Annotated in this window: 12 protein-coding genes; 4 read left to right on the forward strand and 8 right to left on the reverse strand. The window is 61.3% G+C overall.

Going from position 1 to position 14,084, the window contains the following annotated elements:
- Positions 1 to 42 precede the first annotated feature (42 nt).
- From VHX65_05520 to VHX65_05540, 5 genes are all read right to left on the reverse strand, one after another.
- Positions 43 to 1,647, reverse strand: coding sequence for a multiheme c-type cytochrome (locus VHX65_05520; GenBank protein HEX3997991.1), 1,605 nt, complete (start codon positions 1,645 to 1,647; stop codon positions 43 to 45).
- Between the two features lie 27 nt (positions 1,648 to 1,674).
- Complete coding sequence (locus tag VHX65_05525; GenBank protein HEX3997992.1) at positions 1,675 to 2,853, reverse strand: DUF1573 domain-containing protein; 1,179 nt, start codon at positions 2,851 to 2,853, stop codon at positions 1,675 to 1,677.
- A gap of 179 nt (positions 2,854 to 3,032) precedes the next feature.
- Positions 3,033 to 5,633: an O-antigen ligase family protein gene (locus tag VHX65_05530; protein HEX3997993.1), complete on the reverse strand. Its 2,601-nt coding sequence runs from the start codon at positions 5,631 to 5,633 to the stop codon at positions 3,033 to 3,035.
- A 77-nt stretch (positions 5,634 to 5,710) separates the two neighbouring features.
- A complete protein-coding gene (locus tag VHX65_05535) occupies positions 5,711 to 6,886 on the reverse strand; it encodes an MraY family glycosyltransferase (GenBank protein ID HEX3997994.1) in 1,176 nt (391 codons plus the stop codon).
- Positions 6,887 to 6,956: 70 nt separating this feature from the next.
- Entirely contained in the window at positions 6,957 to 7,556 is a 600-nt protein-coding gene (locus VHX65_05540) for a DUF4416 family protein (protein ID HEX3997995.1), read from the reverse strand.
- Between the two features lie 274 nt (positions 7,557 to 7,830).
- Between VHX65_05540 and VHX65_05545 the strand changes: the two genes are divergently transcribed.
- From VHX65_05545 to VHX65_05560, 4 genes are all read left to right on the forward strand, one after another.
- Positions 7,831 to 8,244 carry a hypothetical protein gene (locus VHX65_05545; GenBank protein ID HEX3997996.1) on the forward strand — a complete coding sequence of 138 codons (414 nt, stop codon included), beginning with the start codon at positions 7,831 to 7,833 and terminating at the stop codon, positions 8,242 to 8,244.
- A 470-nt stretch (positions 8,245 to 8,714) separates the two neighbouring features.
- On the forward strand, positions 8,715 to 9,890 hold the full coding sequence (locus tag VHX65_05550; protein ID HEX3997997.1) for a TlpA disulfide reductase family protein: 1,176 nt from the start codon (positions 8,715 to 8,717) through the stop codon (positions 9,888 to 9,890).
- Between the two features lie 144 nt (positions 9,891 to 10,034).
- Entirely contained in the window at positions 10,035 to 10,484 is a 450-nt protein-coding gene (locus tag VHX65_05555; GenBank protein ID HEX3997998.1) for a VOC family protein, read from the forward strand.
- 169 nt (positions 10,485 to 10,653) lie between these two features.
- Positions 10,654 to 11,583 (forward strand): DNA integrity scanning protein DisA nucleotide-binding domain protein, encoded by a 930-nt coding sequence (locus VHX65_05560; protein ID HEX3997999.1) that lies wholly within the window; start codon positions 10,654 to 10,656, stop codon positions 11,581 to 11,583.
- 122 nt (positions 11,584 to 11,705) lie between these two features.
- Here VHX65_05560 and VHX65_05565 read toward each other — a convergent pair whose 3' ends face one another.
- The 3 genes from VHX65_05565 to VHX65_05575 are packed head-to-tail and all read right to left on the reverse strand — an operon-like array spanning position 11,706 to position 14,071.
- On the reverse strand, positions 11,706 to 13,169 hold the full coding sequence (locus tag VHX65_05565) for a hypothetical protein (protein HEX3998000.1): 1,464 nt from the start codon (positions 13,167 to 13,169) through the stop codon (positions 11,706 to 11,708).
- 27 nt (positions 13,170 to 13,196) lie between these two features.
- Positions 13,197 to 13,607 (reverse strand): hypothetical protein, encoded by a 411-nt coding sequence (locus VHX65_05570; GenBank protein HEX3998001.1) that lies wholly within the window; start codon positions 13,605 to 13,607, stop codon positions 13,197 to 13,199.
- Positions 13,604 to 14,071, reverse strand: coding sequence for a sigma-70 family RNA polymerase sigma factor (locus VHX65_05575; protein HEX3998002.1), 468 nt, complete (start codon positions 14,069 to 14,071; stop codon positions 13,604 to 13,606). The genes VHX65_05570 and VHX65_05575 overlap by 4 nt, the downstream gene beginning before the upstream one ends.
- Positions 14,072 to 14,084 lie beyond the last annotated feature (13 nt).

Below are 14,084 nucleotides of genomic sequence, written 5' to 3' on the forward strand. Positions count from 1 at the left end.
CGCTCGCGCGTTCTAACCTCTCACCCTAACCCCTCTCCTATTTCAGTCTTTCCCTTTGTGGGCGACTTTCGGCCAATAGGTTTTGAAGTTGAAATTCAGGCTGTTGTCGCCGTCGTGGCAACGGATGCAGCCTTGTTCGGCGTCGGCCATGGAGACGTGCATCGCGGCGCGGAGCCGGTCGCGCTCTTTATCGTCAACGGTTTTCGTGCCCGACTCGATGGCCACGTGTTCGGAGCCCGGGCCGTGGCAATTTTCGCAGCCGTTGTGGGCCAATTGCGGCGTTTTTTGCATGCTCTCGTAGCCCCCTTCGAACGGCCGGAACCGTTGCGGATCCCAACCGGTCACATGGCAGCTCAAGCATTGCGGATCGAAATTGCGCGGCGGATTGAGCTTTGCCAGAGTGTCGAGCGCTTTGGCATGCGGCGTTTTTTCCCACACCGCAAAAGCCTTCGTGTGGCAATCGGCGCAGGCCTGCGAGCCCGCATAGGTCCAACCGCTCGGCTGTTTCTCGGGCGTAACATTCAGGCCGGCTAGCCCGAGTGTTTTGAGCTGCTCCTGATAATCGGCCATCACGCGCTTCATGTCGCGCGATTCGCCCCAATGAGCGTCGAGTGCGACGCGCTCGAATCGCACGGGATGTTCCGCGTCGTCGAACAAGCCGACGACGTTCACATACTCGGCCTTCTGGCTGACTTCGATCAGCCGCGTTTTCGCGTCGGGGGCCGTGTCGGGCTGCGGCGGAGGGACCGGCGCTCCGTAGCTGACGACGACGAAATCGAATTCCGGAAATTGCTTCACCAATTGGAGTGTTTCGTCCTTCGACGCCTGCGCCAACAGCAGCATCCGCTCGGCCCCCGCTTTTTTCATCTGCGGCACGACTTCGGCCAGCGCCGCTTGGGCCGGCTTGAAAGCCACGTCGGGATTGTTGATCGCCTTCTGCTCGGCGTCGCCGAGAATCGAAGTAACGCCGATTTTGATTCCGCCGACCGTGCTGACACGGAAGCGCGGCGTCAATCCTTGGCTGAAATCGAACAGGGCGACATTTGCCGACACGAACGGGCTGTCGGCTTGCTTGAGATCCGTTACGGCGAGGGTGAGCGATTCGGCCGGCAATTTCAAATCGTCTGGCCCGAATCCGATGGCCGTGTAGTGCATCGTTTTGAGCGCATCGGAGGTGGCCAGGAATTTCAATTCGGCCTGTTTGCCGAATCGCTCGATCTGACCGCCGACGTCGACGGTTTCGACGGCCCAGCCGTCGGCCGCCAGTTTATTCAAGAAGTTTGCCCGCCGGCTAAGCCCTCCCTTTTGATTCTCCAAGCCGGAGCAGCCGCAGGGCTCGATATAGCCCATTTGCATGCCGCTGCAAACGATGACGGCCTTCGGGCGGGGCCAGTTCTTGAACGGCGGATCATTGGCCGCCGCGCCGGCCGACGGACCAGGGTTCGGCTTGATGAGCGTTGCGGGCGGGGAAGACTCGCTGGCTACATGCGCCGGCGCCGCCGGCTGCCGCGTAGATTGCTCCAAACTACCGGAACTCGCGTTCGGCTGTGGCTTCGCGTCTTGATTGGCATCCGGCCGCGGACAGCCGAGCGAAAAGAACAGCGTCGCCGCAAATGCCGCCGCTGCCGCAATGGTTTTTCGAAGCATGCACTTCCCTGTGATGATAAAGAGATCCTATTCCTCGATCGCGTAACGCACCAAAATCTGCATCTGTTTGTTGTCGGGCAAACCGGTGTCGAGAAAAATGCGCGCCAATGGGGCGATCGGGGTGCCTAAATGGTCTTCCGAAGGCGTGCCGGGCGGAATTTCGATCGTCAGCGGCACGCGTCCGACGTCGGCCTTCAATTTCTGCAACTTTCCCACGGTCGCTTTAAGCGTCGTCGGCACCACCTTGGCGACCCGAAAATCAGCCTGTTTGAGTGCATCGCCGCGAATCATCAGGTACAGCACCGCTTTCGCCCCTTCGCGCGACCGCACCTGATCCAGCATCAAAATTCCCCGCGCGGCATCCCACTCCGGTCCCCCTTGTAATTCCACCTGGCTAGCAATGTGCCCTTCGATGGCCAATTGCAACTGAGGATTGCCGGGCGTGTTCAATTGAAAGCGGATTCTCTCGGCAAATGCCCCTGCGGGCAAGCCGGGTTTGACGGTGACATACACCAGCACGCCGCTTTTTGCCCCTTCTTCCTCCTTTAGCTGGTCCGCCGTCAGGGGCGTTAGGGCGAGGTCGAAAAACTTCGCCAACGATTTGTCCGACCATTGCGGATCCTCGACAGCCAGATGGTCGCTATCGAACGAATACACGCGCGATTCGGCCGTCTCGCTTCGATTGGGCGCGATGCTAGAGAAAACAATCGTCTCTGGCGCCTGCAGATAGCTTGACACGACGTTGCCGTAGACGGTCAATTCGAGTCTCTGCCGCGCCGGGTCGTTGGTCAGCACCTGGGCGCTTTGCCGAAATGGGCCGCGCGACTTCGGATGCCATTCGACTTCGACTATCGTCGAGCCGCCGGGCGCGACGTTGGGATGATCGATTTTCGATAGCGTGCAAACACAACTGGTTTCACCCTTGGTCAGAACCAGCGGCCCACGGCCGACATTCTTGAACACGAACGCATGTCGCCCCTTGCCGCCGAGTTCGATGCTGCCGAAATTGAACTCATCGTTTTCCAAGACCAGCTTGGGTTCATGGCCCGGCAGCGCGAGAGCCGGCGAAGTGAGCGGCGACGCGGGCCAACCCCACTGGATGCGCTCGCCGCCGCTCGGCCGAAGCCCCAACTCCGCGACGGTCCAAAACCATCCGCCGACGATGCCGACGAGCAGCGCGGCGCCTGCAATAATCCAGACTCGCATTGGTCAACTCCAGAACGTCAAAGATCGCTCAACAAATGCTGGGTGGTGGGCCGTCCCTCGCTAACGCTTCGGGCTAGTATCGCGCTGGGTCGCGTCCATACTAGCCCGAAGCGTTAGCGACTCGGCGATCGTGATCAAGCTATCAAAGCACCGCGGGCATCGACGCCCGGCGGCCCGCGCTACCGCGGTTTTCGTCCTTGGCCGGGAGGCAGCGGCGGCCCGAGCCGGGGCGCTGGCCACGGGGCAAGCTTAAGATTATCGCCCGAAATAATACGCTCGGCCAGCTTGCGTTGTTCGTCGTTCAGGGCCCGTTCGGCCGGGGGGCGAAGTTCGTCGAGCCGCAGCGCCTCGCGGGCCGCCGCTTTTGCCGCGGCGGTGTCGCCGGTCAGCGCCAGCGTTTGAGCCAATTCGAATTGGATGGCGACGCCGGTCGGATAAAGCTCGGCCGCTTGCCGGCAAAGGTCGACTGCGTTGCGCCCGTCGGCGGGCACCCGGCTGATTTCGAAAATCGCCTGCCAAACGCTGCCGGCCTCGGCTCGCAGGGAGGCGGATTGCGGCTCCAACTCCAACGCTTGGTTCATCCAGTTTTCGAAATCGCCGATCAATCGGCTGGTGAACGGGCCGCTGCGATGCCCTTGTTGGTCGCCGCGGAGCCACTCGGCAAACCGCAATATGGCAAGGTCCCTGCGAGGCTCAACGGCAAGAGGATCGGCCTCGGCGGCCTGCATGAGCTCCTGCACCTGTTGCGAATCGTTGCCGTCGGCCGCATACGCCCGGGCGGAATCCAAGTCGCCTTGCGATACGAGCACCGGTTCGTAAGCGGTCAGATATTGCGACACCCACAGGCCAACCACGATCACGAGCAGCGCCACGCTTATGCCCCATGGCAGCGATTTTTTGCCGTCGCCACGTTCGCCGCGTTCGCCGACGTCGCCATGAGCCAGGGCCATCGCCGCTTGCCGGGAATCGGCGGCATTCAGCCCGAGGGCGAGCAGCAGCCAGAGCGTTTCATTGACGCCGCCGAACGTAATTCCGCCGACGGCCAACAGGGCAACGAGCAACACCAGCATCCCGATGCCGCAGAGCCATGGCGAAAGCCGGCCGTCGCGAATCCATGGCCAGAGCAGCCACCAGGTGACTCCGGCGATCGCCATCCGCACGACCGCCTCTTCCTCCCAACTTGCAAAACCTAATAACAAATTCCATCGCAGCGCGAGCCACACTCCGACCAGCGCGCCGCCGAAGATCCACCAGGCGCCATCCGATAGTCGCGGCACAAGTTCGGCGATTGCAACCGTCCTGAATTCGCCGTCGGCGACGATGCGAGCCGCGCGATTTCGCCGGCGCAGACGGATGGCAAAGCCGGCGACGATCGCGAGAAACAAGACGAGCGCGGGCAGTCCCGCGCTGGCGGCGATTTCCAGGGCGAAATTATGCGGATCGCGCACATCCTCCCAAGCCGATGGAAGGCGATACTGCGTGTAATAATCGCCGAAATTTCCCGGCCCGACGCCCCACCAAGGTCGATCGGCAATCATCCGACACGTCGCGCGCCAATAATCGAGCCGCACTTCGAACGAACGAGCGGCCGGTTTGCGCAATTCCGGTCGCACCGCGAAGAGGACGACAACGCCGACCGCCGAAACCATCGCCAGCAGCATTGCGGCGAGCGCAATCCATCGAACCCAACGGACGGACCTTGGCCGCGGTGCTGCCGCTTTGACCGGCGCCTCGTCGGCGGAGCACCAAACCGCGAATAGCCACCAAACCGCAATGCAACCGAGCCCCACGACCGTCCCAATCCACGCGCTGCGGCTGCGCGTGAGCGCCAAGGCGAATGCAATCAGAATCGCACACGCGACTATGCCCAAGCGGTGCCAAAACCGGCGCGATGCCCGTTGCCGCAGCTGCCAGCCAAGTAACGCTAGGCCCAATGCGATCACCAGCCAGGGGGCGAGAAACGCCGCCAGCGAATTCGTGAGATTGAATGTCGCATACGGTTCCGGGCTGTTCAGCCGATCGGCAAAGCTGCGATACGCTTGCGTACCCGGAGCAGGGACATCCATCTGCGCTTCGCGAAACATCGCCTCGGGATGTTCGACAAACCGCTGCCGGTTGGCCGGCATCGTGACAACGTATTGGTAGAGTGCCGCGACCGCCAGCATCATGCCGACGGCGATCATCACGGCGACCATGGCCCGCGTTTCCCGGCCGCTGTTCTGCCGTGCCCTGGTCTGCGTTGTGCGACTCTGCCCTGGGGCGTCCTGCCGTGTGCCACTGGCTTTGCCAGTGCTCGCATCAACGTGTTCGTTAGCAATAGCCGCATCGAAAAAAGCTGCCGGCTCGACCAATTGCCGCAGCAGCAGAAACGCGAGCAATGTCGCGACGCCTTCCCAAAGCATGTTGATCGATGGCCGCGGCGCCGAATGGACGGCTCCCCGCAGCGCGGCGACCGACCACCATCCGCTGAAGGCGACCGCTGCCGCGTCGATCCAGCCGAAGCGAACTTGCAGCCGCGGCCGACTGAGCGATTGGACAACCCACAACGCGGCCAGCGCAATCCAAAGCGCGGCGGCAACCTGGCCATCGCCAATCCACGGCCCACCGTCGCTGGGTACTAGCGGTCGGGCAACCAGAATCGCGGCAGCCAAGGCCAACAGCAGATGGCGAAAGCGATCGCCCGATCCTGCCGCCGCGCCGGGAGACGCTTCGGCCCAGGATGCCTGGCCGCTTGCCGGAGTCGCGATGTCGCGTTGTTGTTTGCGATGGCGGCGAGCCATAGGCCAAAGACCGGAAGCAAGAGTAATTCGAAACGATTAGAAAAGCCTGCACTCCCTCGATCGGCCGGCAATCCGGCTCAATGGGTTCGCCGGCGCCGTGCCGCGGTTTCCAAAATTCCGATCAACAGCAACACGCAGCCGACTAGCAGCACGATCATCATGGCGCCGACCTGATCGACTTCGTGCAGCAGCAGCGCCCCCAAGCCGCATGTTGCCGTGAGCAGATAAATCGTCAGCACGGCTTGGGTTTTCGACAGCCCCAGTTCGACCAGCCGGTGGGAAAAATGGCTCTTGTCGGCTTGAAATGGGCTGCGGCCTTCCCGCAAGCGAATCGCCATGACGGTAGCCAAATCGTACAGCGGAACGGCCAGCACGCATATCGGCGCCAAGATCGCATGCCGCGGCAGGTCGCCGCCGGCATACGTGGCCACCGTGGCGATCGTCGCCAGTGAGAAGCCGAGAAAATAGCTTCCCGCGTCGCCCATGAAAATCCGGGCCGGCGGCCGATTGTGCCACAAGAATCCCAACAGCGAGCCGACGAGCACCAATAGAAACCCAGCCACGAACAAATGCGGCAGCCGGCTTTGCGGATCGGGCACCAAGAGCATCACGGCTGCCAACATCGCTGCCGCAATCGCTCCCACACCCGCCGACAGCCCATCCATGTTGTCGAGCATGTTGAACGAATTCACCAACCCGACGATCCACAACAGGCTGAGCAATCCGGCGGCCCACGGCCAATGCGGCACGAGCGACAGTTTCCATCCGCGAACGAACACCACCACGATCGCCGCGAGCGTTTGCGCCCCGAGCCGCAGCCGCCAATCGACCCCGCGATAATCGTCCACTAGCCCGAGGGCCAGTAGCAATGTTCCCAGGCCCAACAACAACCAAAGATCGGCCGACTGTAGCCACAGGCCGTTGAGAAAGGGCTGAATGAATCGCAGCGCGGGAAACGAGGCAAGCCAGTTTTCGAACGGATCCGGATCGATGTGCCAAATCCAGAGCAAGAGTTGGCCCACGGCAAACGGCAACAACACGCCGAGCCAAATTGCCAAACCACCGCCCAGCGGCGTCGGCGACGTGTGAACTTTCCGCGCTCCCGGCCGATCGACGAGTCCCCACCGCGGCGCGTGCCGGCGAAGCCAAAATGCGGCGACCCAGCTAATCGCCAGGCTCGGCCCGACGGCCGCGGCCAGGAAGATGAACCATTGCCCACCGCTCAGAGGATGTGAAAGAATGGGGACAGGCACCTCGCGGAAACCCTTTTATTCAGCCTTTTTCGACCGGGCCGGGAGCCAGTCCCCATTCTTTCACAAGCCCTCACGTCGTTTTCCCCGTCGGCCGGGCTCGGAGTAACTGTCTCGCCGCGAGGAAAAATTCATGATAATCGGCCCGGCGGTAATCCGGAAATGTCCAGTCTCGCGGCTGCCAGCGGCCATCTTTGAAATTCAAGGTCACCTCGGCAAAAATTCCCTGGCCAAGATAGATGCGATGGGCGTGGTCTTTGGTCGAGGCGAGCACAAGTTTTGCAAGCGTCAGGTAGCCGGGATCGAGATTCAGCGGGCGCGGCTCCGGATGCCGGCTGAGCTCGGCATATTCCGCTTCCCAGCCAATCGACTGCCGCTTCCATTGGCTCAATTCGCTCGAATCGCGCAGCGGCTCGAAGGCCCAAAATCGCTTGATCAACCCGCAGCCCATGGTTGCGCTGTAATAATCGGTTTCGCGGAATTCGAACGGCGGACTCGCAAGCGCCCCGGCACCCCAAGCTTCCGCCGCTCGGCGGCACCCCCACTCGAGAGCCTCGTGGTAGCGGCTGAACGCGGCGAGGATCGGCAGAACTAGGGGCGACGGGCGAAGGAGGAAGGGCGAGCAAGGAGGGGCAGCGGTCGGGGGCAACGGGTCAGATGGTGGCTGGCTCATGGAAACTACCGGCCGAAGGCTAAACGGCTGCAGGAGGAAGGTCGGAGGCTACAGGCTACAGGCTGCAGGCCATACCGGCTACAGACCTGTAGGACGCGTAGCGTCCGCAGGCCCTCGTACCGACAGGTTTTAGTCTTCCGTCTGTAGCCTTTTTCCTATCGTATAGTTGATTCGGGCCGAGCGCCGGCGCACAATGGGCAAATTCCGCTGGCAAATTGCGGAGCCGCTCTTGTGCTTACAACCACTTTTTCCGACACCTTTGGAGGAGATCACGATGAAAGCTGCGGGATTGCTGTTGCTCGGTGCCGTGGTGACGATGGCCTTTTGGGTCTCGCAGGCTCAGGCGCTGCCGGCCTTCAAGAAAGCGTTCGAGCAAAAATATATTGCCCCGAGCAACAATCCGGCCCTCAAGGCCGCGTTCAAGAAACAAAGCTGCAACGTCTGCCATGTGAAGGGCCAGGAAAAGACGGTCCGCAACGATTACGGCAAGGCCCTCGAAAAGTTTACCGGCGGCCATGTTGCCAAAGACATTAAGGCCGCCAAGGCCAGCGGCGGCGATGCGGCGGCCAAGGACGTGCTCGACAAAGCCGTCAAGGCGATCGAGGAAGGTTTCGACAAGGTGGGCGAAGAAAAGTCGCCGTCTGGAGACACCTACGACGAAATGATCAAAGCCGGCAAGCTGCCGTAGTCTGCCAGCAGGATGCTTTCGAAGAGCGGTATTCGCGAGGGCGGAGCGCCGGCGGCGCTTCCGCTCTCGCTTCGTTTCTGGATCGGGCCGCCCGGAGTCTTGCCGCCGTAGAAAGCCGCTCGGCATTCGGGATGCCGGGCGCCAGCCCCACGGCTCGGCGTGGGCAGGTTTTTGCGGATTACATGCCCACGCAAAGCCGTGGGCAGGGCACTCCGTCCTGCGGCAATGGCGGCGGTTGTTTTCAGATCAATTCTTGTTTCCGGGCGACTTCAGCTAGCCATGCCGGTTGCGAGCGGTGTATGCTCTTACGCAGCCCATTGCGTATGATTCCATCCAGATGTGGTCCGGCGCAATCGATCGGACGCGCCCTTTTTTGTCGCCGAGGAATAACTGGCCCGCGCTATCGATGCGGCCCTTCGATCTGGGGCCGAAGTGCCGGCAGGTATTTCTAATCCAAAGGAGAAATCGTCATGCGTCGAACTCGCCTGCTCACACTGTTTGCCGCTCTGGCTGCCACCGGTTGCCTGATCTGGACGATTTCTCTCTGCCGAGCCGACGACAAGCCGGCCGAAAAATCGGCAACCGAAAAGCCGGGCGCCGGCACTGACGAAGATTCGCTCAAGCTTCCCACCGGCGGTCCTGAAGAATTGCAGAAATTCATCGACCGCGTGCGCACCATTCATCCGCCCCAAGACGAAGATCAAATCAAGCCGTTCGTGCTCAAGACGCGCGGAGCCATGCTGGAAGCCGCCGACAAAATCTTGGCCACCAAGCCCGAGGGAAAAACCCGGCTCGAGGCCATCCATGCCAAAGTCGAAGCGTTGAGCACGCTCGAAAACTTTGCCGACGATGCCAAGGCCGGCAAAGAGCTGCGCACGATGGTCGCCGATCTGAAGAACGACAAGGATCCGAAGATGGCCAAGCTGGGCGCGCAAATCGGCTTGCAACTTCAGGTGCGCGATCTGATGGAGGGCAAGGGATCGCCGGAAGAAAATCAAAAACTGTGGACCGAAGTCAAAGCCAAGCTCGCCGCCGCGCCCGACAATAAGCAAGACATCCAAGTGGCGATGATGGTCGCCCAGGCCCTCGGCAATTCCACCGACACCAAGCTCGCCGTTCAGGCATATCACGATCTGAACGACATCCTTTCCAAGAGCGCGGATCCGCAGATCGCCGATCTGGCCAAGAGCTTCGAGGGGACCATCCGCCGGCTCGAACTCCCCGGCCATCCAATCGAATTGAAAGGTACGCTCGTTGGCGGCAAGCCGTTCAACCAGGCGTCGCTCAAAGGGAAGGTCGTGCTTGTGGATTTCTGGGCCACGTGGTGTGGGCCATGCCGGGCCGAGCTGCCGAACGTCAAGAAGAACTACGCGAAGTATCACGACAAGGGGTTCGACGTTATCGGCATCAGCTTGGACGACGACCGCGACGCACTCGAGAAATTTCTCTCCGATGAAAAAATCCCCTGGCCGATCATCTACGGCGCCGAAGGCGAACCGCACGGTTGGGATGAGTCGATCGCAAAATACTACGGCATCGGCGCGATTCCGGCGACGATCCTGGTTGACAAGGAAGGCAACGTCGTTTCGCTGAGCGCCCGGGGCAAGAAGCTTGGCGAATTGCTCGAAAAGTATCTGGGACAGTGAGGCGTGCGACAGGCTTGAGGCTACAGGCTTAAGACTACACGCCAACGCCGGAAACACCGATTTGCCGCGCGGGCAGATTTGGCGACACGCCGGCGCGTTGCCCAACAGCCTCCCAGCCTTGCTGCGGCATAGGGAGAAACTCCTATGGCTGTAAATCCGATTCCAACCGGCTACCACACCGCGACGCCCTATTTGATCGTTTCCGGCGCTGCCGCGGCGATCGAATTTTACAAACGGGCCTTCGGCGCTACGGAACTGTTTCGACTCGACGGGCCGGACGGAAGCATCGGCCACGCCGAGATCAAGATCGGCGACCCGGCCATCATGCTGGCCGACGAGCATCCGGAAGTCGGAGCGATGAGCCCGAAATCGCTCGGGGGCACGGCCACGAGCATCTTGCTTTATGTCGAAGATGTCGATGCCCGTTTTCAGCAAGCGATCGCCGCCGGCGCAAAGGAACTGCGGCCGCTGAAAAATCAGTTCTACGGCGACCGCTCCGGTACGCTCGAAGATCATTCGGCCACAAATGGTCGATCGCCACGCACATCGAAGACGTTTCCGAGGACGAGATGCGCCGCCGCCTCGAAGCGATGAAGCCATAGCGATCGGAAGTTGGGCAACATGTGTGCCGCTGCCGCCTCGTCCCTCGTCCCTCGTCCCTCGCCCCTCTCTTGCCTTGCAGCGATGTAAAAAACTCCGTACTATGCCCACTCGGATCTTGCCGAAATAGCGGATTTTTGAGCGTTTGGGAGCGAGCCGACGGATGAAGGCGCAGCGGCTGACCGATCAATTTCAGAAAATCATCGATCTCGCCGGAAGATTGGCCGGTTTGGTGGCTGCCGACGCGCTGCTGGTGCTCCTCGAAGCTCCGACGGAATGGGACCAACTGAAGCTGCTGGTGGGCGACGGAAAGGTGCTCGTGGCCGCCGACACCACGGAGCAGCTCGAGGGGGCGGCCGATGCCGGCCTCGCGACGGTCGTGCTCAACATGGTCGACAGCCCGATCTATGAAAAGCTGACCCAGGCGCTGTTGGAAAGCGTCGCCGACGACATTCTCACCCCGGGAGCACGTGTCGTGGCGATGTATAGCGGTTTCGATGCCGGCACGATCGATTCCATCAGCGTTATCAATTTGAGCGAGCGGCTCGAACGACTCACCGCCCGCGACCTGCGGCAGATCGAAACACACGTCCCGCTCGACACGCTCAAAACCGTGGTCGATCTGGCGGTCGAAATCGGCCGCGAGGGACGCGAAGGGAAACCGGTCGGAACGCTGTTCGTGATCGGCGACACGCGCAAGGTGCTGGCAATGAGCCATCCGACCGGTTTCGATCCGGTGCGTGGCTATGGCCGAAAGGAACGCAACCTGAGCGATCCGCGTGTTCGCGAAGGCCTCAAGGAAGTCGCTCAGATGGATGGAGCATTCATTATCACGCCCGACGGCACCGTCGAGGCCGCCAATCGCTACATCGATGCCCCGGCGACGAACATCACGCTCTCGAAGGGCCTCGGCGCTCGGCACTGGGCAGCCGCCGCGATCACACGAGCGACCAAGAGCGTCGCCGTGGCGGTAAGCGAATCGAACGGCACCGTGCGCATCTTTCAAAACGGCGAAGTGATTCTGCGCATCGAGCCATTCCGCCGCCCGATGAAATGGAAAGATTTCGAATACGAACCGCCGGCGGCGGATTAGGGACGAGTGGCGAGGGACGAGTGGCGAGGGACGGGGGACGGGGGACGAGGGACGAGTACGGGAGCAGCGAAACCGGCCGCCGTTCGTCATTCGTGCTTCGTCATTCGTCATTTCCTTGCCGGTCATTTCCCGCCCTTCATGGTGACCTCGTACACGGCGTTGATGTTCGATCCATAGCTGCCGCTCTTGCCGGGGGCGGGTTCGCCGCGGAGCGTGGCCGTCGTGCCGTTGAGCCGGTAGCTGAATGGCTTGCCGGAAACGGGATCGAGCGGAATCGGCGCTGGCGCATTATCAAGCCGCTCGGGCAAATGGCCGTCGTGATCGGCCCCATACATCCGCAGCGCTTCGATCGAGCGCAATAGCGCGATCCGCTGCTCAAGCCGGACTTGCACTGTTCGCACCCTGATGGTTGGCAAAAAGAAGTTGGCCGACACGGCCCCGAGCGCTTGCGGATCGTTGTGCTTCTCTCGATTCGCTGCCAGGACCGTTTCCATCTGCGAATAGGGGAGCGTCATAGCTTTCATGTCGTCGTCGCGGAGGCGGTGAAAGGCGATGATTTCATCCGCGAGAAGTACTTGCAGGGGCGGAAACCTATCGAGTTGTTTCGCGTCGAAGCCCGCCTCGCCGAGGCGCTTGCGAGCGGCAGCCAAGACGACTTCATCCTTGGCCCCTGTTTCGACCGTTTCGCGAATTTCTTTGCCATTGCCCGAACTCAGTTTCACGAGTTCGTCGAGCCGATCCAAGCTCTTTTGCACTTGGGCATCGCTTAGCGGCGATCGGGTTTCGAGCGGAGCCAGCTCGCTTTCGAACATTGTCCGCTCTCCTTGAAGGCCCTTGGAAATGCCGACCAGCGGCGAAGGAAGGCCGGAGAGGGCCCAATACAGATTCGGAGCGTCCGGCTGCTGGATCATTTCCTCCAGCGGCTCGATTGCCGATCCGCAAACTGCCATGCCGACCAGATTGCCGACCAGCGTGGGATGGTCAGACAGGTGCCGCGAAAGAGCCAACATCGTCTTAGCCGTGACGATCGCTTTGTCGAAGTGTCCAGCGGCGACTTCGGAGCGGAACCGCACTTCCAAGGCTCGTCCGAGAAGGCGCATTTCCTGGACGTCGGGCAGCAGCAAATAGGGTCCATCGGTTTTCAGTTGCCGTAGGACCTGCCAATCAGGCGCGTTGAGCCGAGCGGCGTAATCGGCTTGGCGAAGCGCGCTGCCGCCATAATTTCCGATTTTCGCGAGCGGCAATTCCGCGAGCGGCATCGCAAGCCACTTCTCTCGCTCCGCCTCCGACTCTTTGCTGAAGAAAAACGCATTTTCCTCCATGAAACATTTCAAATATCCCTGAACGGGGTTCCCTTGGTTCATCTCCGCAAGCTCGGGCAGCAGTTGATATTTCAAAGCCGGAATTGGGGCGGCCATCGGATGCACGGTGATCCGGATCACCGTTTCAGCACTCTCCGACTGCTGCGCAGCGGCCGGCGCCGTCGCAACGGGCTTCGTGGGCGGCTCCGTTTTCTTCGGCTCGTCGGCAGCCCCCGCGCTCGGCATCGCGAACAACAAAACCAGCGTGGCAAATGTTCGACGCATGGACATTTCCTTTTTCGGGTTGCGATTTCAATTCAGCAATGTCGGCGAAGCGACCGCAAACGCACGCAACGGCGGGTCATCGGGCACCAGCGCCTCGTTGGATTCCTTCGGCGCCGGCATACGCTCGCCGGCAAGCAGGCTTTCGCGGAGCTGTAGCCATTCACTCGGAAGCGGAGCCGTCGTTCCACGTTCCACTTGCTCTGGCCGATCGCTCGCAATTCGCACTTGGTTCGATGGCCGCGAGGCCGCCGGATGAGGCCCGAGAAACGCGAGCGTGAGCAGTTGCCCAGCGACCAGAATTCCGGTCATCGCCTTCCAGCCCCGGTTTTTTCCGGCCGACCGGCGGCCAGCCGCGAAAATCAGCGCGTCGCGATCGATCTTGCCGCGATTCGGCGTGAGACGGCTCAAACGATCGATCGCGGAGTCTTGTTCGTTCATGGCAAATTCAACTCCTTGCGCAACGCTTCGACGCCGCTTGAAAAACGGCGAAAGGCAGTGCTCTGCGAGCAGCCGGCGATTTCCGCGATTTCTTCGAACCCCAGTCCGCCCCATAGCCGGGCCACGATCACTTCCCGCTGGTCCAGCGGCAATGTTTGCAAGGCATTCACGGCAGCCCCGGCCGTCAGCCCGTTCGTCTCATCTTCGACAAACCAACGGTCCGGCCGGGCTGCAGCCGCCTCGCGCCGCTGCCGGCGCCGCGACTGTCGCGATGCATCGATGGCCGCATTTCGCACGACTCGAAACAACCAAGCCACCGCGTTTTCAGGTTGCCGCCGAGCAGCGACGAGTTTCAAAAACGCTTCCTGCACGATATCCTCGGGCGAATCGCACCATTGCCGGGCGTAAAGAATGAGCGCCGCGCAATGGTCGTCCAGCAGGCGGGCAAAATCGTGCGGTGTCATTTACTTATTATGA

The organism is Pirellulales bacterium (assembly GCA_036267355.1).
Lineage (GTDB): Bacteria > Planctomycetota > Planctomycetia > Pirellulales > DATAWG01 > DATAWG01.

What these genes read in the sequence shown, in the direction of transcription:
- VHX65_05520 (HEX3997991.1), bottom strand. Translation starts at nt 1,647, where the DNA reads ATGCTTCGAAAAACCATTGCGGCAGCGGCGGCATTTGCGGCGACGCTG.
- VHX65_05525 (HEX3997992.1), bottom strand. Translation starts at nt 2,853, where the DNA reads ATGCGAGTCTGGATTATTGCAGGCGCCGCGCTGCTCGTCGGCATCGTC.
- VHX65_05530 (HEX3997993.1), bottom strand. Translation starts at nt 5,633, where the DNA reads ATGGCTCGCCGCCATCGCAAACAACAACGCGACATCGCGACTCCGGCA.
- VHX65_05540 (HEX3997995.1), bottom strand. Translation starts at nt 7,556, where the DNA reads ATGAGCCAGCCACCATCTGACCCGTTGCCCCCGACCGCTGCCCCTCCT.
- VHX65_05545 (HEX3997996.1), top strand. Translation starts at nt 7,831, where the DNA reads ATGAAAGCTGCGGGATTGCTGTTGCTCGGTGCCGTGGTGACGATGGCC.
- VHX65_05550 (HEX3997997.1), top strand. Translation starts at nt 8,715, where the DNA reads ATGCGTCGAACTCGCCTGCTCACACTGTTTGCCGCTCTGGCTGCCACC.
- VHX65_05555 (HEX3997998.1), top strand. Translation starts at nt 10,035, where the DNA reads ATGGCTGTAAATCCGATTCCAACCGGCTACCACACCGCGACGCCCTAT.
- VHX65_05560 (HEX3997999.1), top strand. Translation starts at nt 10,654, where the DNA reads ATGAAGGCGCAGCGGCTGACCGATCAATTTCAGAAAATCATCGATCTC.
- VHX65_05565 (HEX3998000.1), bottom strand. Translation starts at nt 13,169, where the DNA reads ATGCGTCGAACATTTGCCACGCTGGTTTTGTTGTTCGCGATGCCGAGC.
- VHX65_05570 (HEX3998001.1), bottom strand. Translation starts at nt 13,607, where the DNA reads ATGAACGAACAAGACTCCGCGATCGATCGTTTGAGCCGTCTCACGCCG.
- VHX65_05575 (HEX3998002.1), bottom strand. Translation starts at nt 14,071, where the DNA reads ATGACACCGCACGATTTTGCCCGCCTGCTGGACGACCATTGCGCGGCG.